Genomic DNA, 21359 nt, shown 5'->3' with positions numbered 1-21359 from the left:
GCAAGCTGCGGGCCGCTGCGCCCGTAGCAGATTCCACGGCGTGCGACGGGCGCGCCCGGCACTGTACACCGGGGCCGGCGCGGGGTAGTTTGCGCGCCTTGGAGGTGCCCCGATCCTGACCGTGACGCCCGGGAAAAGACGCATGGACGCGCTGAAGCAGACCGACTCCGAGATCCACCGCCTGCTGGTGGACGAAGCCAGCCGGCAGGAAACCCAGCTGGAGATGATCGCCTCGGAGAACTTCGTTTCCCAGGCCGTCCTGCAGGCCATGGGCTCGGTGCTCACCAACAAGTATGCCGAGGGCTACCCGGGCAAGCGCTACTACGGCGGCTGCGAGGTGGTGGACGTGGTGGAAGACCTGGCCCGCCAGCGCCTTCTGCAGCTCTTTGGCGCCGAGCACGCCAACGTGCAGCCCCACTCGGGGGCGCAGGCCAACATGGCCGTCTACTTCGCCCTGATGCAGCCCGGCGACACGCTGCTGGGGATGAACCTGAGCGAGGGCGGCCACCTGACGCACGGCTCGCCGGTGAACTTCAGCGGGCGGCTGTACAACGTGGTGGCGTACGGCGTTCGCCCCGACGACCACCGGATCGACTACGCCGCCCTGCGCGACCAGGCCATGAAGGTGCGGCCCACGGTGATCGTGGCCGGCGCCAGCGCCTATCCGCGGCAGATCGACTTCGAGACGTTCGGCGAGATCGCCCAGGAGTGCGGGGCGCGGCTGGTGGTGGACATGGCGCACATCGCGGGGCTCGTGGCCACCGGGCACCATCCCAACCCGGTGCCTTTCGCCGACGTGGTGACCTCCACCACGCACAAGACGCTTCGCGGCCCCCGCGGCGGGCTGATCCTGTGCCGCGAGGAGCACGCCAAGGCCATCGACAAGCAGATCTTTCCCGGCATCCAGGGCGGCCCGCTGATGCACGTGATCGCCGCCAAGGCCGTGGCCTTCGGCGAGGCGCTGCGGCCGGAGTTCGGCGACTACAGCGGCCGGGTGATCGCCAACGCGCGCGCCCTGGCCGCCGAGCTGATGGAGCGCGGCTTCACCCTGGTTTCCGGCGGCACCGACAACCACCTGATGCTGGTGGACCTGCGCAGCAAGGGCGTCACCGGCAAGGTGGCCGAGAAGGCGCTGGAGCGGGCGGGGATCACGGTCAACAAGAACACCGTCCCGGGCGAGACGGAGTCGCCGTTCGTCACCTCGGGCGTGCGCATCGGCACGCCGGCGCTGACCACGCGCGGCCTGGGCGAGGACGAAATGCGGACCATCGGCGCCTTCATCGACCGCGTGATCCAGAAGCCGGACGACGACGGCGTGGCCCGCACCGTCCGCGGCGAGGTCGCCGAGCTGTGCTCGCGCTTCCCCCTCTACGGGGAGTGGGCGCGGAGCTGACTGGCTGATCGGTGGATGGACCGCGCCCGGCGCCGCCCAGGTGGCGCCGGGCGCGTGGCGCTGCCTCCGGGGGTACATGGAATTTGCATCCACCCCGTCCGGAACAGCCCGTATTTCTGAGGCGCCGTTCGAAAAGTGAACGGCATGTTCTTTGCCTGAGCATCTACATACGTTTGCCGAAAAGCCCGGCGCCACGCGGGTTTTCGGGCCCGGGAGGTACCTGAACCCCCGTTCCACGCGTACCTGAATGCTCAGCCAGCCCAGCGGCACCGACACCCCTGAGGCGGTCGACCTTCGCGGCCGCATCTTCACCGACCTCGACAAGCTGGCCTTCTCGCTGGAAATGGAAGCGTCCGAGCACCTGGATCGCGGCCACTCCGCCGAGTACCTGCGCGCCCAGGAGCGCCGCTTGGGCGTGCGCCTGGCGCAGCGCCTGGTCGCGGGCGTGCCGGCCGAGGAAGTGAACGGGCGGATGGAGCGCTGGGACGGGGACTACGCCCGCCGGCTGGGCGCGGAGCAGGGGTGAGGCTCCTGGAACGGGTCCGGCTGCCGATGCACGGCGTACGGAGCGGACGCGGCGTCCGCGCCTGACACGGCCTCTCCGCGGGCGGGGGATCGGTTTCGGTCCCCCGCGCCGCTTGTGGAGGCAGGCGGTCGTCGAACCGGGCGCGGTCCGCAAACGTATGTAGATGTTGAAGATGCAGGGATGTGGTGCCGGGTGGCCGCAACGTACTGCTTGATTCACGGGCGCTCAGGGACGATTTTGGCCGCGTGAGCGCGCCGAACGGGACGCATCGGGTGCTCGGAGCAGGGGAGGGGAAGGGAGCAGGGCGGGCGCGCCGGGGGCGCGGCGCCGCCGTGGGATCACCGCGAACGGAGGTGGGGAGTGTCGGCTCGGAGAGTGCTGGTGACGGGAGGGGCGGGGTTCGTGGGCAGCCACCTGGTAGACGCGCTGCTGGCGCGCGGCGACCGGGTGCGCATCTTCGACAACCTCGATCCGCAGGTTCACCCCGAGGGGCGTCGGCCGCACTGGGTGCCCTCCGACGCCGAGTTCGTCCAGGGCGACATGCGCAACGCCGATCAGGTGCTCGCCAGCCTGGCCGACATCGACGTGGTCTACCACCTGGCCGCGGCGGTGGGCGTGGGCCAGTCGATGTACCAGATCGCCGACTACACCGCCGTCAACACCATGGGCACCGCGCACCTGCTGCAGGCCCTGGTGGACGACCGGAACGGCCCGAAGAAGCTCCAGGTGGGCAAGCTGATCGTGGCCTCGTCCATGTCCATCTACGGCGAGGGCCGCTACGGGCGCCCCGACGGCGCCGCGCCGCGCGGTACCCTGCGCCCCGCCGACCAGCTGCGCGCCCAGCAGTGGGAGCCGCGCGACGTGGACGGCACCGAGCTGCGGCCCCTGCCCACCGATGAGGGCAAGCCGCTGGACCCCACCAGCATCTACGCGCTCACCAAGGCCGACCAGGAAAAGATGGTCCTGCAGATCGGCGCGGCGTACGGCATTCCCTCGGTGGCGCTCCGCTTCTTCAACATCTATGGCCCGCGCCAGGCGCTTTCCAACCCGTACACCGGGGTGGCCGCCATCTTCAGCGCGCGCCTGCTGAACGGGCAGCCGCCGCTGATCTTCGAGGATGGCGGGCAGAGGCGCGACTTCGTTTCCGTGCACGACATCGTGCAGGCGCTGCTGCTGGCGGCGGACGAAGAGGCCGCGGCGGGCCAGGCCTTCAACGTGGGCTCGGGGCGCGGCGTGAGCGTGCGCGAGGTGGCGGAAACGCTGGCCCGCGTGCTGGGGAGCGACGTCCAGGCGCAGGTGACGGGCAAGTACCGCGTCGGCGACATCCGGCACTGCTTCTCCGACATCTCCCTTGCCCGCGAGGTGCTGGGATACGAGCCCAGGGTGACGTTCGAGCAGGGGATGGAAGAGCTGGTGGCCTGGCTGCAGGAGCAGGACCGCCCGCAGGACGGGGTGGAAGCCCACGCGGCCGAGCTGGCCGCCCGCGGACTTACGCTGTGAGGAGGGGACGATGAAGGGAACGCGTGACCACATCCTGATCACGGGCGGCGCGGGCTTCGTCGGCAGCAACCTGGCGCACGCGCTGCTGCGCGACGGCGAGCGGGTGATCGTGGCCGACAACTTCTCCCGTGCCGGGGTGCGGCTGAACGCCGAGTGGCTGCGCGCCCAGCACGGCGACCGCGTACGCATCGAGCAGGTGGACGTGCGCGACGCCGCCCGCATCGGCGCCCTCGTCAAGCAGAGCAAGCAGGTGTTCCACCTGGCCGCACAGGTGGCGGTCACCACCTCGCTCCAGGACCCGCTCGACGACCTGCAGACCAACATCCTGGGCACCTTCAACGTGCTCGAGGCGGCCCGCGCCATGAAGAGCGGGGCGCCCCCCGTTCTCTTCACCAGCACCAACAAGGTGTACGGGGGGATGGACGAGGTGAAGGTGGAGCTGGCGGGCGACGCCTACCGCTACGCCGACCGGCGCGCCGGCGTGGGCGAGGACGCGCGGCTGGACTTTCACTCGCCCTACGGCTGCAGCAAGGGCGCGGCCGACCAGTACGTGCACGACTACGCCCGCATCTACGGGCTGCCCACGGTGGTCTTCCGGATGAGCTGCATCTACGGAACCCGCCAGTTCGGCACCGAGGACCAGGGGTGGGTGGCGCACTTCGGGCGCGCGCTCTTCGGACGCGAGCCCATCACCATCTACGGCGACGGCTGCCAGGTGCGCGACATCCTGTGGATCGACGACCTGGTCGAGGCCATGCGCCTGGCCATGGGGCGCATCGACACGGTGGCCGGCCAGGTGTTCAACGTGGGCGGCGGCGCGGCCAACGCGGTGACGGTGCGCGGGGTGATCGACCGCCTGATCCAGATCACCGGCCGCTCCGTTCCCGTGCGCATGGCCGACTGGCGCCCCGGCGACCAGCGAATCTACGTGAGCGACAACGCCAAGCTGGAGCGGGTGCTGGGGTGGAAGCCGCGCACCTCGTGGAAGGCCGGGCTGGAGAACCTGGTCGGCTGGCTGCGCGAGGCCGACCTGATGTCTCCCGTACCCAGCCTTGCCGCCGAAGCCGACGAGGCGCTGCTGGCGCAGGCCGCCGCGGTGCCCTGAATTTCCTGGAGATGACGATTCAAGACGAGACCATCACCGCGACCATGCGCGCGGTGCGGCTGACCGGCCCGGGCCGGATTTCGGTGGACGAGGTGGCGGTTCCCGAGCCGGGACCCGGGCAGGTGCGGATTCGCCTGGAGGGATGCGGCGTCTGCGCCAGCAACCTGACGCCGTGGTCCGGCCCCGACTGGATGAAGTTTCCCACCGACCCCGGCGGCATGGGGCACGAGGGGTGGGGCGTGGTGGACGCGGTGGGCGAGGGCGTGCACGAGTTCGCCGTCGGTGACCGCGTGGCGGCGCTCTCGTACAACTCGTACGCCGAGTACGACGTGGCCGACGCCTCCGCCACCGTCAAGCTCCCCGCGTCGCTGGACGGCCAGCCGTTCCCTGGCGAGCCGCTGGGGTGCGCCATGAACATCTTCCGCCGCAGCGACATCCAGGCGGGGCAGACGGTGGCCATCGTGGGCATCGGCTTTCTGGGCGCGCTTCTCACGCGGCTCGCCAAGGACGCGGGCGCGCGGGTGATCGCCATCAGCCGCCGTCCCTTCTCACTTGACGTCGCCCGGCAGATGGGCGCGGACGAGACGATCGCCATGGACGACCACTGGGCGATCATCGAAAAGGTGAAGGAGCTGACGGGCGGCGTGCTGGCCGACCGGGTGATCGAGGCGGTGGGCAAGCAGTGGCCGCTGGACCTGGCGGCGGAGATCACCAAGGAGCGGGGCCGGCTGATCATCGCGGGCTATCACCAGGACGGGCCGCGGCAGGTGAACATGCAGATGTGGAACTGGCGTGGCCTGGACGTGATCAACGCCCACGAGCGCGACCCGGCGGTGTACATCGAGGGCATCCGCCTGGCGGTGGACGCGGTCGCCTCGGGGCGGCTGGACCCCACACCGCTGTACACGCACACGTTCGCGCTCGACCAGCTGGATGACGCGCTGAACGCCACGCGCGACCGCCCGGACGGGTTTCTCAAAGCTTTGGTGCGCACTGATGGTTGAGGGAAAGTGCGTTAGTGCGTGAGTGCGGAAGTGAAACGACGGGCCCGGCGGATGTCATCCCGATGGAGCGGCCACGCCGGCCCGGCACTCACACGATAGACGGCAGCGACTGAGGGATCCGCCACACACGGCGGGTCCGCCACGAAACAGACGAAACGGGGCAGCCCGTTTTTTTCACAGCTTTGTAGATCCTCCGGAGACGAGAGTGAGCGAAGTCCTGACCGAAGCGCAGCCTGCGACGCCGAGTGCGGAAGCCACTTCCGCACTCCCGCACTCCCGCACTCCCGCACTTGGGTTCCTGGGTGTCGGCTGGATCGGGCGGAATCGCATGGAGGCCATCGTCAACGCCGGCTTCGGGCGCGTCGCCGCGGTGGCAGACACGTCCCCGGAAATGATCGCCGCCGCGAAGGAGACGGCGCCGGACGCGGAGGTGGTGGACGGGCTGGATGCGCTGCTGGCGATGAACCTGGACGGCATCGTCATCGCCACGCCCAGCGCCATGCACGCCGAGCAGTCCATCCGCGCGCTGAACGCCGGCGTCTCCGTGTTCTGCCAGAAGCCGCTGGGGCGCACGGCGGACGAGGTCCGCGCCGTGGTCGACGCGGCGCGCGCGGCGGACCGCCTGCTGGCCGTCGACCTCTCCTACCGCTTCACGGAGGGGATGCGCGCCATTCGCGAGCGCATCGATCGCGGCGAGTTGGGCAAGGTGTACGCGGTGGACCTCGTCTTCCACAACGCCTACGGCCCCGACAAGCCCTGGTTCTACGATCCCGCCCTTTCCGGCGGCGGCTGCGTAATGGACCTGGGCGTGCACCTCGTCGATCTCGCCCTGTGGACGCTGGGCTTTCCCGCGGCGGAGAACGTCCGCTCGCGCCTCTTCGCGGGCGGCGAGCCGCTGGGCGCCGCGGCGGACCGGTGCGAAGACTACGCGTCGGCGACGGTGGACCTGGCGGACGGGACGACGGTGCAGCTGGCCTGCTCGTGGAAGCTCTCCGCCGGACAGGACGCGGTGATCGGCGCCTCGTTCTACGGCACGGGCGGCGGCGCGGCGCTCAGGAACGTCAACGGCTCGTTCTACGACTTCACCGCCGAGGCGTATCATGGCACCTCCCGCGAAACGCTGGCGACCCCGCCGGACGAGTGGGGCGGCCGCGCGGCGGTGGACTGGGCGCGGCGCCTGTCCGAGGGCGCGCGCTTCGATCCCGAGGCCGAGCGGCTGGTGGACGTGGCCGCCGTCCTGGGCCGCATCTACGGTCGATGAAGATCCTGCTCACCACCGACACCGTCGGCGGGGTGTGGGACCACACGGTCACCCTGGCCCGCGAGCTGGACGCGGCCGGGCACGAGGTGCTGGTGGCGGCCATCGGCGAGCCGCGCGACGAGCGGCTGGCCGCCCTCCCCCCCGGCGTGCAGGTGGTGTGGCGGCCGTACAAGCTGGAGTGGATGGCCGATGCGCAGGCGGACGTCCGCGCCGCGGGCGAGTGGCTGAGCAGCCTGTGCACGCTCTGCGCGGCCGACGTGGTACACCTGAACCAGGTCGCCTACGCGGTCCATCCGTTCAGCGCGCCCGTGCTGGTCGCCGTGCACAGCGACGTGCTTTCGTGGTTCACCGAGGTGGAGGGCAAAGAGGCGCCCGCCGCGGAGTGGAGCGCCTACCGCGAGTGGCTGCGCGCGGGCCTGCTGGCCGCGGACGCCATCGTCGTACCCACGGCATACCAGGGCCACCTGGTGACGCGTCACTACGGGGTGCCCGCGCCCCGGGTGATCCACAACGGCACCCACCTCGCCCCGGACGAGCCCGCGCCCCGCCCCGATGCGCTGGTGCTGACCGTCGGCAGGCTGTGGGACGCGGGCAAGGGCGTGGACGTGCTGGATGCCGCGGCCGGGGTGCTGGGGCCGGACGGGCCGCCGGTGCACGTGATCGGCGAGACCGTCGCTCATGGCGACGCGTACCAGCCGCGCCACGTGGTCTCGCACGGCCGCGTGGAGCGCGCGCAGGTGGACGAGTGGATGCGCCGCGCCTCCATCTACGCCGCCCCCAGCCGCTACGAGCCGTTCGGCCTGGCGCCCCTGGAGGCCGCGCTGCACGGGTGCGCGCTGGTGCTGAGCGACATCGGCAGCTTCCGCGAGCTGTGGGACGGCTGCGCGGAGTTCTTTCCCGTCGGCGACGCGGCGGGGCTCGCGGAGGCCATCCGCCGGCTGGCAGGCAATCCCAGGCTCCGCGAGCGGCTGGCGACCGGCGCGCGCACCCGCGCCGCGCGGCGCTATACGGCCGCGCGCATGGCGGGCGAATACATCGAACTCTATCACGAGTTGGCGCGCGGCGGCGAGGCGAAACGCCGCCGCGCCGACGCGCTGGCTGCGGCATCATGAAATTCGTCTTCTTCGTCCACAGCGCCGTTTCCGACTGGAACCACGGCAACGCGCACTTCGTCCGCGGGCTGATGAGCGCGCTCACCCGCCTGGGGCACCAGGTGGTGAGCTACGAGCCGCGCGGCGCCTGGTCGCTGGAAAACCTGCTGCGCGACCACGGCGTGGGCCCGGTGGTGGAGTTCGCCCGCGCCTATCCCGAGATCGACGTCCGCTCGTTCGATCCACAATCGGCCACGCTGGGCGACGACCTGGCTACGGCAGTCGGCGGCGCGGACGTGGTCCTGGTGCACGAGTGGAACGATCCGCACGTGGTGAACGCCATCGCTCCGGCGGTGCGCGCGGCGGGCGGCATCGCCCTGTTCCACGACACGCACCACCGTCCGTGGAGTCAGCCAGAGGTCATCGCCCGCTTCGACCTGGCCGCGTACGACGGCGTGCTGGCGTTTGGCGACGTGCTGCGCGACGTGTATCGCGAGCGGTTCGCCGTGGAGCGCGCCTGGACCTTTCACGAGGCGGCCGACGTCGTGCGCTTCCGCCCGCTGGACCGGCCGAAGACGCAGGACGTGATGTGGATCGGCAACTGGGGCGACGAGGAGCGCACGCAGGAGCTGCGCGACTACTGGCTGGGCAACGCGCGGCGCCTTCCCGAGCTGCGCTTCGTGGCCCACGGCGTCCGCTATCCCGACTACGCGCTGGCCGAGCTGGCCGACGCCGGGGTGGAGTTCCGGGGATGGGCGCCGTCGCTGCAGGTGCCGGAGGCGTTCGCGCACAGCCGGGTGACGCTCCACGTTCCCCGCCGCGCCTACGTCGAGGCGCTTCGCGGGATTCCGACCATCCGCGTGTTCGAGGCGCTGGCCTGCGGCATTCCGCTGGTTTCCGCCCCCTGGCTGGACTCGGAAAACCTCTTCCGCCCGGGCGACTACGTGGCCGTGCAGTCCCCGGCGGAGATGGGTGACGCGCTGCGCCGTTTCGCCACGGACGACGACGCGCGCCAGCGCCAGGCGGAGCGCGGGCTTGAAACGATCCTGGCGCGCCACACCTGCGACCATCGCGCGGCCCAGCTGCTGGACATCGTCGGCGAGCTGGCGAGCGCCGGGGCCGCGGGCACCCTCGCCACCACGGAGGCGGCATGCACCTGACCTTCTTCGGCTCGTCCCTGGTCTCCTCGTACTGGAACGGCGCCGCTACCTACTATCGCGGGCTGATCCGCGCGCTGCACGGGCTGGGGCACCAGGTCACCTTCTGCGAGCCCGACGCGTACGATCGCCAGAAGAACCGCGACCTCAAGGACGATCCGCCCTACGCCCGCGTGATCGTCTACACGACGGAAGCCGAGCGCGACGCCCTGATCGAGCAGGCGTTCGCCGAGAGCGACTGGGTGATCAAGTGCAGCGGCGTCGGCGTGTGGGACGCGGAGCTGGAGGAGGCGGTCGCCGCGCGGTCGGGAGGCACGGTGATGACGGCCTTCCTGGACGTGGACGCGCCCGCCACGCTCAGCCGCATCGCCGCGGACGAGGCGGACCCGTTCCGCGCGTGCATCCCGCGCTACGACCACGTGTTCACCTACGGCGGCGGGCCGCCCGTCGTGGCCGAGTACGAGAGCTGGGGCGCCCGCGCCTGCACTCCGATCTACAACGCGCTGGACCCGGACGAGCACCGGCCCGTGGAAGGCATCGACGTGGTGTACGACATCCTGTTCATGGGCAACCGCCTGCCGGACCGAGAGTCGCGCGTACAGGAGTTCTTCTTTCGCGCCGCCGCGCTCTGCCCCGAGCACAAGTTCCTGCTCGGTGGCGAGGGGTGGGGATGGAAGCAGGAGATGCCGGCCAACGTCACCTCGCTGGGCCACGTGCCCACGGCGCGGCACAATACGGTGAACGCGTCGGCGCGGCTGGTGCTGAACATCCACCGCGACAGCATGGTGCAGAACGGCTGGTCGCCCGCCACGCGCATGTTCGAGGCGGCGGGCGCGGCAAGCTGCCAGGTGACGGACGAGTGGAAGGGCATCGAGGACTTCTTCGCGCCGGGCGACGAGATCCTGGTGGCCGCCAGCGCCGAGGACGTGGCGCGCATCGTTCGCGAAACGTCGGATGATGACGCCCGGCGCATTGGCCAGGCCGGCCGCAGCCGCGCACTGGCGGACCACACCTACGCACAGCGGGCGCTGCAGATGGATGCCATCCTGCGCGCGCCGGTGGGGAGCGCCGTATGAAGCTGGTCGTCTTCGGCCTGACCATCTCGTCCAGCTGGGGCAACGGTCACGCGACCACGTACCGCGCCCTGCTGCGCGCCTTCCGCGAGCGCGGCCACGAGATCACCTTCTACGAGTGGGATGCGCCCTGGTACAGCGGCAACCGTGACATGGCGCGTCCCGGCTTCGTGGATTTGAAGCTGTACGAGGAATGGAACGCCGTCGCCCCGCGCGCCGTCGCCGAGGCGAAGGAAGCGGACGCGGTCATCGTCGGCTCGTACGTCAAGGACGGGCCGCGGGTGATCGATGCGCTGGCCGAGGCCGGTGTGGACCCGCTGTTCTTTTACGACATCGACACGCCCGTCACCGTCGCGGCGCTGCGGACGGACAGCGCCGAGTACCTGCGCCCCGACCAGGTTCCGCTGTTCACCCGCTACCTTTCGTTCACCGGCGGCCCCTTCCTCCACGAGGTGCTGGAGCGCGAGCTGGGTGCGCGGGAGGCGAGGCCGCTGTACTGCTCGGTGGATGTGGATCGCTACCAGCCCACGGAGATCGATCCGCTGCTGGTGAGCGACCTGGCCTACATGGGCACCTACGCGCCCGACCGGCAGCCGGTGCTCGAGCGCTATCTGCTGGAGCCGGCGCGGCGGATGCCGGAGCGCAAGTTCTACGTCGCGGGCCCGCAGTACCCGGCGGATACCGCGTGGCCGGCGAACGTGCTCCACAACCCGCACCTGCCGCCGTCGCTGCACCCGGTGTTCTACAGCAGCGCGCGCTGGCAGCTGAACGCCACCCGGGCCGACATGGTGGCCGCGGGCTGGTCACCCTCCGTCCGCCTGTTCGAGGCCGCGGCCTGTGGCGCCGCCATCATCAGCGACCGCTGGCCGGGGATCGACCACTTCCTCACGCCGGGGAAGGAGATCCTGCTCCCCTCGACCACGCAGGAAGTCGTCCAGATCCTCGCCGACACGCACGACGACGACCGCCGCGCCATCGGCCTGGCGGCGCGCGCCCGCATCGTCGCCGAGCACACCGCGGAGCACCGGGCCGAGGAACTGGAGTCCCTCGTGGGGACGGCGGCGCCGGTCTGACGATTGAGAGTGGCCCGGGCGGAATTCCCGGGCGGCTCTCCGTATCATCCTCCATCCAGGTCCACGATGACTCCCACCATGTACCGAGGCCTTGTTCGCGCGGTGATGGCCGCCTGCGCGGTGGCCCTGACGGCCGCCTGCCAGCCCGTACGCCCGTCCCCGGGACCCGAGCCCGCGGCGCCGCTTGCGGCGAGGGAATGGACGGCGCAGTCGCCCGCGCCCGAGATCGCGGCGTGGGCGTGGCAGGGGTGCCAGCGCGCGTCCGGAGGCGCGGGGCCCTGCGTGGAGCGGGCGCTGGTCTCCCTGATCGACCAGGCGGGGGTCGGCAAGAGCATGGAGGTGCTGGACACGCTGGCGGGCAGGGAGCCCGTGGTGAAGGCGCTCGCACACTCGCTGGCGCACGGGCTGGGCATCTCCGCGTATCGATCCCCCGAGACGGTGGCGCAGACCTTCGCGGGCTGCCCCGCGTCGCAGATGTCGGGGTGCTATCATGGCGTCGTTCAGGGCTACTTCCTGGACCTGGGCGCCAAGGGCCAATCCATCGACCGGACGGTGCTGGACGGCCTCTGCGCGCCGCACGGGGACCAGCCGTTCCTGTACTTCCAGTGCGCGCACGGCATGGGGCATGGGCTGGTGACGGTGCACCAGAACCACCTGCCGATGGCGCTGGAGGCGTGCGACCAGGCGAGCGACGCGGTGGTGCGGGAAAGCTGCTACGGCGGCGCGTTCATGGAGAACATCGTCAACGCCCTGCACCCGCACCACACGGCCGCGGGCCACGCGCAGACCCAGGGCGGAGAGCACGTGCAGCACGCGTCGGCGGATGCTCATCCGGCGGACGGCAGCCACGACGCGCACGCCGGGCACGGCGCCGCGTCGGGGCATAGCGAGTGGAAGGCGCTGGACCCGGCGGACCCGCGGTACCCCTGCAGCGTGGTCGAAGAGAAGTACCAAAGCGCCTGCTACAACATGCAGAGCTCGCCGGTGATGCAGTGGACGCAGGGCGACTTGGAAGCCACGGCGCGGATGTGCGCCGGCGCGCCCGAAGGGATGCGGCTGGCCTGCTTCAGCGGGCTGGGCCGAGAGCTGACCGCGTGGATGGCGCAGGACCACGGCCGCAGCATCGAGGCCTGCCGGCGCGTCGGCATGGTGACGGGATCGCGGGAGCAGTCGTGGTGCCTCGTCGGCGCGGCGGAGACGCTGATCAACCAGACCGCCGATGCGCGCGACGGCATCCGCTTTTGCCGCGCCGTCGACGGCGCCGAGGCCAAGCGCGAGTGCTACGAGGCCGCCGGGCGCTTCATGCGCAGCCTGGTCGCCACCCCCGAGGGCCGCGCCGAGCAGTGCGCGCTGGCCGAGCCGGAGCACGTGGCCAGCTGCCGCCAGGGCGCGGGGCTGGACTCCTCGGCCAGCGGCGATCGACCGGCGGCTGGCCGCCAACTTGCGAGCGGACAGGCCGATCTGCACCCGCCGATTCACCGATCCACATCCGACCGATGACATCCGTTCTTCCCCGTTTCCTACGCGCGGCCACGGCCGGCTGCGTTGCCCTGCTCGCCGCGTCGTGCTCGCCGTCGTTGCGCGGCACCCATGGCCCATCGGCGGCCGACGTGGGCCCGCGCACCTCGCTGGCGCCCGCGTCGTGGAGCGCGCAGTCGTCCGCGGGCGAGATCGCCGTGTGGATGCGCCAGGGCTGCCAGCGTCCCGAGGGGAGCAGGGCGGCGTGCGTCGAGCGCGCGCTCACGGGATTGATCGACCCCGCGGGCATTGCCAAGTCGATGGAGGTGCTCGACACGCTGGTTGCCACGGACGAGGAGGTGCGCCGCAACGCCCACGCGCTGGCGCACGGGTTGGGGATCTCGGCGTACCGCTCGCCTGAGACGGCCGCCGCCACCTTCGCCGGCTGCACGCCTTCGCAGATGTCGGGGTGCTATCACGGGGTGATCCAGGGATACTTCCTGGCGCAGGTGGCGCAGGGGCGGCCGATCGGGACGCCGCAGATCGACGCGCTGTGCGAGCCGCACCGATCCTCGATGTTCCTCTTCTTCCAGTGCGCGCACGGCATGGGGCACGGGGTGATGGCGCTGCACGAAAACCACGTTCCCATGGCGCTGGAGGCGTGCGACCTGGCGACCGACGACTTCATCCGCGGAAGCTGCTACGGCGGCGTGTTCATGGAGAACATCGTCAACGTCACGCACCCGCACCACACGGCGGAGGGCCACGCCGGCACGCAGGGCCAGCACGCCGCCGCCAATCCGCACGCGGGACATCAAGCGCAACCGGCGGACGCGCACGCCGGGCACCAGGCGGGCTCGGCGGATGCGGACGCGGGGCACGGGACGGCGCAGGCGGGGATGAACCACGGCGAGTGGAAGGCGCTGGACCGCAACGACTTCCAGTATCCCTGCAACGCCGTCGCCGAGAAGTACCGGACCTCGTGCTACACCATGCAGACCTCGGCCGTCCTGTACTTCACGCAGGGCAACCTGGGCGCCGCCGCGCGCGCCTGCGGCGAGGCGCCACTGGAACACCGCGACACCTGCTTCAGCAGCCTGGGGCGCGACATCACGGCGTACGCCGCGCAGAACCACCAGCGCTCGCTGGAGTTCTGCGGCCTGGCGCGCGGCCTGGCGGAAGGGATGGGCGAGGTGTGGTGCGTCGCCAGCGTGGCGGTGAACTTCGTGAACCTGGCCGCCGACCCGGGCGAAGGCATCCGCTTCTGCGGACTGGTGCGGGACGAGCGCGCAAAGACGGAATGCTACCGGTCCGTGGGCCAGACCATCACCTCGCTGGAAAACACCGCGAGCGGGCGTGCCGCCCACTGCGAGCGCGCGGAGCCCGCCTTCGTCGACGCCTGCCGCCGAGGCGCCGGCATCCAGCCCGCCGGCACCGACTGACGCGCAGCACCCTGCGCTGCGGCGTCACTCGACGGCCCCGCCACCGCGGGGCCGTCTGCGTCAGGGGCATTGACGGATGTCCGGTTCGTGCGCATTGTTGATCGGAGCCGCACCTCGGAGGGAATCATGGCGAAAGAAACCCTGATCGTCGATCTGGACGCGGAGATGGCGAACCGCGTCCGCCAGTACAGCCGCGAGCACGGGGCCGATGTAGCCGACGTGCTAAACGAACTGATCGCGGCACTGCCGGTGAATGGCGGATGCGGCAATGGTGGCTCGGCGTACCAGAACGGCAACGGCAACGGTTCAGCTACAAACCTTGGAGACCGTGCGCTGTCATCCGGGTCGACGTCCTACGGCGACCGCGATGAGGAATGGATTCAGTCCCTCCCCCCGATCACCAGGCGGCTGCTCGGCGTCGCTCGGCAGGGCGCGGATGAGGATGACTACAAGGAATACCTCTGGCAGAAGTACGGTCGATGAAACTCCTGGTAGACACGAACGTCGTGCTGGACCTTGCGCAGCGGCGGCCCGGATTCGCGGAGGCCGCCGCAGCCCTGTTCGCCGCGATCGAAACCAAGCGCGCGACCGGGTTCGTCGCCGGACACACGCTCACAACCGCGTTCTACGTCATTCGTCGGATGGAAGGAACCCAGTCTGCTGCCTTCGCCATTGGTGACCTGCTCCGTGTGCTCGAGGTTGTTCCCGTCGAAAGAGGTGACCTTCTGCAAGCGCTCGCTTTCCAGTGGCGAGACTTCGAAGATGCAGTGCAGGCGGTATGCGCGGAGAAAGTGGGAGTGGACGTGATCGTGACCCGCGACCTTGCTGATTTCCGGGAGTCACGGATCCCTGCGGTCTCGCCCGTCGGCGCGCTCGCCCGGCTGGCCGCGTAACCCCACGCGCGACACGCAAGCCTTCTCTCTTGGCGAACTGATCGGTGGCTCGGGTGTACGCGGGAGTCTTACGCCCAAACCGGATCGGCAGTGCCTACCATGAAGCGAGCCTACATCGAAACGTACGGGTGCCAGATGAACATCAGCGACAGCGAGCTGATGCACGGCATCTTGGCGGAGCAGGGATACACCCCCGCCGACAAGCCCGAGGACGCGGACGTGATCCTGGTGAACACGTGCGCCATCCGCGACCACGCCGAGCAGCGCGTGATCGGGCGCGTGGGCCAGCTTCAGCAGATCCGCCGCGACAACCCCGACGTCGTCATCGGCGTCACGGGGTGCATGGCGCAACGAATGGGCGAGTCGCTTCTGGGCAAGGCGGGCGGCGTGGACATGGTGATGGGCCCCGACGCCTACCGCCAGCTCCCCGAAAAGCTGGCCGAGGTGGTGACTCGCCGCGGCCCCGCGGCGGCGCGCCTGGTGCCCGCCACGCAGGCCGCCACCATCGCCGCGCGCGGCCTGACGGTGCTGAACTTCGACCCGTTCGAGAACTACGAGGGCATCACCGCCCGCCGCACGTCGGCGGTTTCGGCGTGGGTGCCCATTCAGCGCGGCTGCAACTACCGCTGCACGTACTGCATCGTGCCGTACGTGCGCGGCGACGAAAAGAACCGCGACGCGCAGGCCATCCTGGACGAGGTACGCGCCCTGGCCGCCGACGGCGTTCCCGAGGTGACGCTGCTGGGCCAGACGGTGAACTCGTACGAGCACGGCGGCTGGAACTTCCCCCGCCTGCTGCGCGAGGTGGCGCGGGTGCCGGGTATCCGCCGCGTGCGCTTCACCAGCCCGCACCCCAACGACTTCACCCGCGAACTGGTGGAGGTGATGGCCGCCGAGCCCACGGTCTGCAAGCAGCTTCACCTGCCGGTGCAGGCCGGCCACGACCGCACGCTGAAGCGCATGCTGCGCCGGTACACGGTCGCCGAGTACATGGAAAAGATCGAGTGGGTGCGCGAAGCCATGCCCGGCATCGCGCTTTCCACCGACATCATCGTGGGCTTCCCCGGCGAGACCGACGAGGAGTACCAGGCCACGCTGGACCTGGTGCGCGCTGTGCGGTTCGACGACGCGTTCCTGTACAAGTACTCCGAGCGCGACGGCACGCCCGCCACGCGCCTTCCGCGCGACCAGTTCGTTCCCGACGAGGTGGGCCAGGCCCGGCTCGAGGGGCTGATCGCCGTGCACCGCGCGATCCAGGCCGAGATGTACCAGGCCGAGGTGGGGCGCACCGTAGAAGTGCTGGTGGAAAAGGAAGGCCGGCGCGGCGGCGTGCAGGGGCGCACGGAAAGCAACAAGGTGGTCACCTTCGAGGCTCCCGCCGAGCTGATCGGCTACTTCGTGGACGTGACGCTGGTTTCGACCACCGGGGCCACGTTCACGGGAGAGCTGATTCCCGCGCTGGCAGCCGCGTGACGATCCCGCGCTGGCTGCCCCCGGCGGGCATTGCCCTGGCCGCGGGGCTGTTCACCTGGCTCAACCGCGGCGAGCGCGCGGTGGTGAGCATCGGGATCGCAACGTTCTACGGCGCGCCGCTCACGGTGGTGCTGTTCCTGGCCTTTCTGGCCGGCATGCTTGCCATGCTGGCGCTGAGCCTGCGCCACGATCTGCGCATGCGCCAGGAGCTGCGCGCCCGCGGGCTGCTGGCTCCGGCGCCGGGCCAGGGTTCACCCGTCCTGGCGCCGAGCGCGCCCGCGCCGGCCCACGTACCTGTCGTCGAGGCGGAGGAGACGGCACGCTTCGTCTCCGACGATCACACGGCACGATTCCAGGGTGACGGCACTGGACCTCGCGGACCTTACCTCGTCGACGGCGACGGCCGCGAGAATGATCCCACGCTCGTCCACCAGCGTGACGGCGATCGTCCCCTGGACTGACCCGCTTCACCCAATCATTACCGCCGCTGCCTTGTGAGGGAGCGGCGATTTTCGTTGCCTGCGAGCCGCCTTGAGAGGCCGCGACGCTCCGCCACCTTCATTATGGAGAGAAGGATAGGACGCGCCCCGGCCGCTGCTCCCTGCTATTGAGTGCTGCTTTCTGGGTCGATTCGCACCATACTCAGGCCAAGCGCAATCTGTCATCCAGAGGCCCGAGCGCACCGAACCGGCACGCAGTGCATACCCTGCAGGGCCGTGGGATCTGGTTGCGGATGCCTCTTGGCTTGGGCGCGGCAGCGACACGGAACCCCGAGCCGCGGTCCTGGTCCTCGCCTGGAAGAGCGCCCCAAGTCTCCCCGGGCGAATGAATTCGCTGCAACAACCACACGATGTCCACCTTCGTGGACTGGCCTGCTGTCGTGTGGATTTGATGATGGGGCGCGCCCCGGCCCGCTCGGCACCCCGCCCACCCCAATCGCTTCAGATGAGTTGCGGCGCGCCGCAGGCGTCCCGATCCGCACGGTGGCGGCTCGCGGTTTGGAGGATCGGGATGTGGCGATTATCATGCGGACCGTCCACATGCTCCGTCTCCGCCCGCTCTCGCGACAAAGGTGAACCAGCTTCGATTGCCCCTCGTTCTTGCGTTTCTTGCCTTCCTGGCCGGGCTGTTGATCGGGTTGCGCGTCGATGGAGTCACAGGCGGTACCGCACTAGCTGCGGTGCCGCTTCTTCTTGCCCCCTGGCTTCACCGCCGGCTCTTCGGCTCTGCAGTCTCCTCGCGAACCGGGGGGCTGCTGATCCTCGGCGCCATCATGGCCGCGGGGGCGGGGCACGGCGCCGGCGCACGGGCGGATGCCGAACGCGACTGCCGGGTGCGGCTTGCGGACGGGGACGATCTCGTCGTCCGCGGCGTGCTCGCGGCCAACTGGATGCCGCCGCCGGATTCCGCCGCGCGCCGGCCCCTGCTCCCGGTGGATGCGGGCGCCGTCTCGTCCGCGGGGGGACCGATCGCGGGATGCACGGGAGGGATGCGCGTGCGCCTGCCGCGAGGGTCCAGCCCCGCCCTGGCTGGCACGGAGGTGATCCTCCGCGGCCAATGGCGGCCGATGCCCAAGCCTGTGCTGGGGAGCGCCTGGCCGCGCGAGCCCGCCTGGGCCGGGTTCGTGATGGCCGATTCGCTCGCCGTGGTCGCCCCCGCGCGCGCCGCCGCGCACCCGCTGCTCTGGGCCCGCGGGCGTGCGGAGGCGCAGCTGCACCGGCTGATGGGGCGGCACGGCCCTCTCGCGGACGCGCTGCTGCTGGGCCGACGCGAGACGCTGGATCGCGCGCTGGCGGACCGGTTCGCGCAGACCGGGCTGGTGCACCTGCTGGCCATCAGCGGAACCCACGTGGCCCTGCTCGGCGACGTGTTCGTGCTGATCGGGCGGATGCTGCGGCTGTCGCGCTCGCGCGTCGCCTGGCTGACCATCGCGCTGATCGCCGCGTACCTGGCCCTAATCGGCGCGCCGGCGTCTGCCGTCCGCTCGGGGATCATGATGGCGCTCGCCCTGCTCGCCACCGTGCTGCAGCGCCCGTCCGCATCGCTCCCCATCGTGTCCGCCGCCGCGCTGCTGATCCTCGCCGTCGAGCCGATGGCTGCGCTGGATCCGGGCTTTCAACTGAGCTTCGCCGGCGTGCTCGGGATCATCCTCCTGCGCGGCGCGATGCTGAGGCGCATCCCGGAGCGGTACCGGCGGAACCCCGCCGCGAGATGGACAACGGAATCGCTGGTTGTCAGCGTCGCCGCGTTCGTTACGACGGCGCCCGTGGTGGCCCATCATTTTGGTCAGGTCGCGGCGATATCGATCATCGCCAACCTGCCGGCGATTCCCCTCAGCAGCCTGGCGCTGGTGGGCATCGGGGCGGCGGCGGTGCTGGAACCCGTGGCCCCGCCCGTCGCGCGGCTGATTGCGGACGGGGCGGGGCTGGCGCTGGACCTGCTGAACCGCGTCGTGGATGTGGCCCTGCTCGTCCCCGGAGGACACGCCGCGGTCGCCCGGCCCCAATGGTGGCTATGGGGATTGGCGGGCATCGCGTTCCTCCTCGCGCTGGACGCGACGGCGCGGATGCGCGACCGGGTGAGGTGGGCGGTCGCGGTGATGTCGTCGGCCGCGGCGTTCCTGCTGCTTCCCTTCGCGGGGAGGGCGGTGGACGGCGGGATGGAGCTGGCGTTCATCGACGTGGGGCAGGGCGACGCCGTGGCGCTGAGGACACCGGCGGGGCGGTGGCTGCTGATCGACGCGGGCGAGCGGGACGACGGGTGGGACGCGGGGGAGCGGCGGGTGCTTCCGTTCCTGCGGGCGAGCGGGGCCAGGCGCCTGGAGGCGATGGTGCTCACGCATCCGCACGCGGACCACATCGGCGGGGCGGCGGCGGTAATGCGGGGGATGCCGGTGGGGCGGCTGATCGAGCCGGGCGTTCCCGTGGGCTCCCCCATCTACCTGGAAACGCTGAAGACGGCAGAGGAGCGCAACGTGCCGTGGGCTGCGGCAAGCCAGGACCGGGGCTTGCGGGTGGACGGAGTAGAGATCCTCTTCCTGTGGCCCCCCGTGGACGCTCTTGACACCCCAGCCGACGCAAACGACATTTCCGCGGCGGTTCGCGTTCGCTACGGCGGCTTTACCGCGCTGCTCACCGGCGATGCCCCGGCCTGGGTGGAGGAACGCATGATCCAGCGCTACGGCGCCGACGCCCTGCGCGGCGACGTGCTGAAGGCCGGGCACCATGGCAGCCGCACGTCATCGTCCGCGGCATTCCTGGACGCGGTGAAGCCGGAACTGGTGGTGGTTTCGGCGGGGGCGCGCAACCGGTATGGGCATCCCCACCGCGAGGTCCTGTCGCGCCTGCGGGCGCGGGGGATCGAGGCCGCGCGCACGGACCAGGACGGCACGGTGCGCATCCTGGTGGAAGAGGGCGGAACGTCGTGGGCGAGGGTGCCGTGAGCCTGGCCGCGCGCATCGCCGACCGCGTGCTGGGGCCGCGGGTGCCAGACGCGGAGCTGCCGCACCCGGTGCCGCCCGGCGTGGTGATCCGCCGCAACCGGCTGATCCCCGCCATCGGCGGGGTGTTCATGGGAGGCGGCACAAAGCGCGCGGGGGCGGTGACGCTGGGGCGCACCATCCTGTTCGACGCGGACCGGCCCATCGCCCCAGACCTGATCGTGCACGAGCTGGTGCACGTGCGGCAGTGGAACGACGACCCGCTGTTCCCGCTGAAGTACTGCGGCCAATGGCTGCGCCACGGGTATCGGCAGAACCCGTACGAAGTAGAAGCGTACGCGCGGCAGAAGGAGTTTGCCGCATTGCAACGGAAATCCGCACCCGCGAGGAAGGCGTGACCAGCAAGTCCCTGGTGACCATCGAGCGTCACATCATCGAGGCCGAGCGCCAGTTCCCGGAAGCGACGGGCGCGTTTTCCAACATCCTGTACGACATCGCCTTCGCGGCCAAGATGATCGCCCGCGAGGTGCGCCGCGCCGGCCTGGCCGACGTGCTGGGCTACACGGGCGAGGTGAACGTGCAGGGCGAAGAGGTCAAGAAGCTCGACGAGTACGCCCACGAGGTGATCTTCAAGGCGCTGGACCACACGGGGCACCTGTGCGGCATGGCGTCGGAAGAGGTGGCGGACTTCATCCCCATCCCCGACCGCTTTCCCACGGGCAAGTACTGCGTGCTGTTCGATCCGCTGGACGGCTCGTCGAACATCGAAGCCAACGTCAGCGTGGGCACCATCTTCTCGGTGCATCGCAAGGTGAGCGACCACCCGCGGGGCTGCGGCCAGGACTGCCTGCAGCCGGGCTACAGCCAGGTGGCGGCGGGGTACGTGGTGTACGGCTCGTCGACGATGCTGGTGTACACCACCGGCAACGGCGTGCACGGCTTCACGCTGGAGCCGTCCATCGGCGAGTTCCTGCTTTCGCACCCCGACATCCGCATCCCCAGCCCCGGGCAGCGCATCTTCAGCGTCAACGAGGGCAACTTCATGAAGTGGTCGCCGCAGCAGCGCGCGCTGGTCGACTACCTGAAGGGGCTCGACGGCACCAATCCCAAGCCGTTCAGCGCGCGGTACATCGGCTCGCTCGTGGCCGACTTCCACCGCAACCTGCTGTACGGCGGGATGTTCATGTACCCGGCGGACGACAAGAACCCGCGCGGCAAGCTGCGCCTGCTGTACGAGGCCGCGCCGCTGGCCATGATCGCCGAGCACGCGGGCGGACGCGCGTCCACCGGCACCAGCCGCATCATGGAAATCGAGCCGGAGTCGCTGCACGAGCGCACCCCGCTGTACATCGGCAGCGCCGACCAGGTGGAGATGGCCGAGCGCTTCCTGGCGGGCACCGTGGGCGCTGGGATGGAAGCGGCCCTGGAGCCGCTGGCCGCGGGGGTCTGACCTCGACGCCGGGCCTTTCCC

The 21359-nt window shown here is 70.5% G+C and carries 19 protein-coding genes; all 19 read left to right on the top strand.

Annotated elements, in window-relative coordinates:
* Positions 1–142: 142 nt before the first annotated feature.
* The 19 genes from glyA to fbp all read left to right on the top strand — a co-directional run bounded on the left by glyA (position 143) and on the right by fbp (position 21338).
* Positions 143–1393, top strand: coding sequence for a serine hydroxymethyltransferase (gene glyA, locus VF632_RS20925; protein ID WP_331024866.1), 1251 nt, complete (start codon positions 143–145; stop codon positions 1391–1393).
* 247 nt (positions 1394–1640) lie between these two features.
* On the top strand, positions 1641–1919 hold the full coding sequence (locus VF632_RS20920; protein ID WP_331024865.1) for a hypothetical protein: 279 nt from the start codon (positions 1641–1643) through the stop codon (positions 1917–1919).
* Positions 1920–2279: 360 nt separating this feature from the next.
* Positions 2280–3419, top strand: coding sequence for an NAD-dependent epimerase/dehydratase family protein (locus VF632_RS20915; protein WP_331024864.1), 1140 nt, complete (start codon positions 2280–2282; stop codon positions 3417–3419).
* 10 nt (positions 3420–3429) lie between these two features.
* Entirely contained in the window at positions 3430–4524 is a 1095-nt protein-coding gene (locus VF632_RS20910; RefSeq protein WP_331024863.1) for an SDR family NAD(P)-dependent oxidoreductase, read from the top strand.
* 11 nt (positions 4525–4535) lie between these two features.
* Positions 4536–5528: an MDR/zinc-dependent alcohol dehydrogenase-like family protein gene (locus VF632_RS20905; RefSeq protein ID WP_331024862.1), complete on the top strand. Its 993-nt coding sequence runs from the start codon at positions 4536–4538 to the stop codon at positions 5526–5528.
* A gap of 298 nt (positions 5529–5826) precedes the next feature.
* Complete coding sequence (locus VF632_RS20900) at positions 5827–6789, top strand: Gfo/Idh/MocA family oxidoreductase (protein ID WP_349264025.1); 963 nt, start codon at positions 5827–5829, stop codon at positions 6787–6789.
* Entirely contained in the window at positions 6786–7901 is a 1116-nt protein-coding gene (locus VF632_RS20895) for a glycosyltransferase family 4 protein (RefSeq protein WP_331024860.1), read from the top strand. Before VF632_RS20900 ends, VF632_RS20895 begins: the two co-directional genes overlap by 4 nt.
* On the top strand, positions 7898–9040 hold the full coding sequence (locus VF632_RS20890) for a CgeB family protein (protein ID WP_331024859.1): 1143 nt from the start codon (positions 7898–7900) through the stop codon (positions 9038–9040). The genes VF632_RS20895 and VF632_RS20890 overlap by 4 nt, the downstream gene beginning before the upstream one ends.
* Positions 9031–10113 carry a CgeB family protein gene (locus tag VF632_RS20885; protein WP_331024858.1) on the top strand — a complete coding sequence of 361 codons (1083 nt, stop codon included), beginning with the start codon at positions 9031–9033 and terminating at the stop codon, positions 10111–10113. The genes VF632_RS20890 and VF632_RS20885 overlap by 10 nt, the downstream gene beginning before the upstream one ends.
* Entirely contained in the window at positions 10110–11183 is a 1074-nt protein-coding gene (locus VF632_RS20880; RefSeq protein WP_331024857.1) for a CgeB family protein, read from the top strand. The genes VF632_RS20885 and VF632_RS20880 overlap by 4 nt, the downstream gene beginning before the upstream one ends.
* Before the next feature lie 78 nt (positions 11184–11261).
* Positions 11262–12683 carry a hypothetical protein gene (locus VF632_RS20875; RefSeq protein WP_331024856.1) on the top strand — a complete coding sequence of 474 codons (1422 nt, stop codon included), beginning with the start codon at positions 11262–11264 and terminating at the stop codon, positions 12681–12683.
* Complete coding sequence (locus VF632_RS20870; RefSeq protein WP_331024855.1) at positions 12680–14083, top strand: hypothetical protein; 1404 nt, start codon at positions 12680–12682, stop codon at positions 14081–14083. The genes VF632_RS20875 and VF632_RS20870 overlap by 4 nt, the downstream gene beginning before the upstream one ends.
* A 126-nt stretch (positions 14084–14209) precedes the next feature.
* Positions 14210–14566 (top strand): hypothetical protein, encoded by a 357-nt coding sequence (locus VF632_RS20865; RefSeq protein ID WP_331024854.1) that lies wholly within the window; start codon positions 14210–14212, stop codon positions 14564–14566.
* A complete protein-coding gene (locus VF632_RS20860; RefSeq protein WP_331024853.1) occupies positions 14563–14976 on the top strand; it encodes a PIN domain-containing protein in 414 nt (137 codons plus the stop codon). The genes VF632_RS20865 and VF632_RS20860 overlap by 4 nt, the downstream gene beginning before the upstream one ends.
* A gap of 99 nt (positions 14977–15075) precedes the next feature.
* On the top strand, positions 15076–16449 hold the full coding sequence (gene miaB, locus VF632_RS20855) for a tRNA (N6-isopentenyl adenosine(37)-C2)-methylthiotransferase MiaB (RefSeq protein WP_331024852.1): 1374 nt from the start codon (positions 15076–15078) through the stop codon (positions 16447–16449).
* On the top strand, positions 16446–16910 hold the full coding sequence (locus tag VF632_RS20850; protein ID WP_331024851.1) for a LapA family protein: 465 nt from the start codon (positions 16446–16448) through the stop codon (positions 16908–16910). The genes miaB and VF632_RS20850 overlap by 4 nt, the downstream gene beginning before the upstream one ends.
* Before the next feature lie 719 nt (positions 16911–17629).
* Complete coding sequence (locus VF632_RS20845) at positions 17630–19891, top strand: DNA internalization-related competence protein ComEC/Rec2 (protein ID WP_331024850.1); 2262 nt, start codon at positions 17630–17632, stop codon at positions 19889–19891.
* Entirely contained in the window at positions 19888–20286 is a 399-nt protein-coding gene (locus VF632_RS20840) for a hypothetical protein (protein WP_331024849.1), read from the top strand. The genes VF632_RS20845 and VF632_RS20840 overlap by 4 nt, the downstream gene beginning before the upstream one ends.
* Positions 20283–21338, top strand: coding sequence for a class 1 fructose-bisphosphatase (gene fbp, locus VF632_RS20835; protein WP_331024848.1), 1056 nt, complete (start codon positions 20283–20285; stop codon positions 21336–21338). The genes VF632_RS20840 and fbp overlap by 4 nt, the downstream gene beginning before the upstream one ends.
* Positions 21339–21359 lie beyond the last annotated feature (21 nt).

Origin of the sequence: Longimicrobium sp., from assembly GCF_036388275.1 — a bacterium.
Lineage (GTDB): Bacteria > Gemmatimonadota > Gemmatimonadetes > Longimicrobiales > Longimicrobiaceae > Longimicrobium.
The sequence above is the reverse complement of the archived record's forward strand: the minus strand, read 5'-3'. Positions and strand labels throughout refer to the sequence as shown.

Excerpts from the sequence above, each read along its gene's own strand:
- VF632_RS20905 (WP_331024862.1), top strand. The coding sequence starts at position 4,536 with ATGACGATTCAAGACGAGACCATCACCGCGACCATGCGCGCGGTGCGG.
- VF632_RS20870 (WP_331024855.1), top strand. The coding sequence starts at position 12,680 with ATGACATCCGTTCTTCCCCGTTTCCTACGCGCGGCCACGGCCGGCTGC.
- VF632_RS20860 (WP_331024853.1), top strand. The coding sequence starts at position 14,563 with ATGAAACTCCTGGTAGACACGAACGTCGTGCTGGACCTTGCGCAGCGG.
- VF632_RS20875 (WP_331024856.1), top strand. The coding sequence starts at position 11,262 with ATGTACCGAGGCCTTGTTCGCGCGGTGATGGCCGCCTGCGCGGTGGCC.
- VF632_RS20880 (WP_331024857.1), top strand. The coding sequence starts at position 10,110 with ATGAAGCTGGTCGTCTTCGGCCTGACCATCTCGTCCAGCTGGGGCAAC.
- VF632_RS20910 (WP_331024863.1), top strand. The coding sequence starts at position 3,430 with ATGAAGGGAACGCGTGACCACATCCTGATCACGGGCGGCGCGGGCTTC.
- miaB (WP_331024852.1), top strand. The coding sequence starts at position 15,076 with ATGAAGCGAGCCTACATCGAAACGTACGGGTGCCAGATGAACATCAGC.
- VF632_RS20885 (WP_331024858.1), top strand. The coding sequence starts at position 9,031 with ATGCACCTGACCTTCTTCGGCTCGTCCCTGGTCTCCTCGTACTGGAAC.
- VF632_RS20890 (WP_331024859.1), top strand. The coding sequence starts at position 7,898 with ATGAAATTCGTCTTCTTCGTCCACAGCGCCGTTTCCGACTGGAACCAC.
- VF632_RS20865 (WP_331024854.1), top strand. The coding sequence starts at position 14,210 with ATGGCGAAAGAAACCCTGATCGTCGATCTGGACGCGGAGATGGCGAAC.
- VF632_RS20895 (WP_331024860.1), top strand. The coding sequence starts at position 6,786 with ATGAAGATCCTGCTCACCACCGACACCGTCGGCGGGGTGTGGGACCAC.
- glyA (WP_331024866.1), top strand. The coding sequence starts at position 143 with ATGGACGCGCTGAAGCAGACCGACTCCGAGATCCACCGCCTGCTGGTG.
- VF632_RS20920 (WP_331024865.1), top strand. The coding sequence starts at position 1,641 with ATGCTCAGCCAGCCCAGCGGCACCGACACCCCTGAGGCGGTCGACCTT.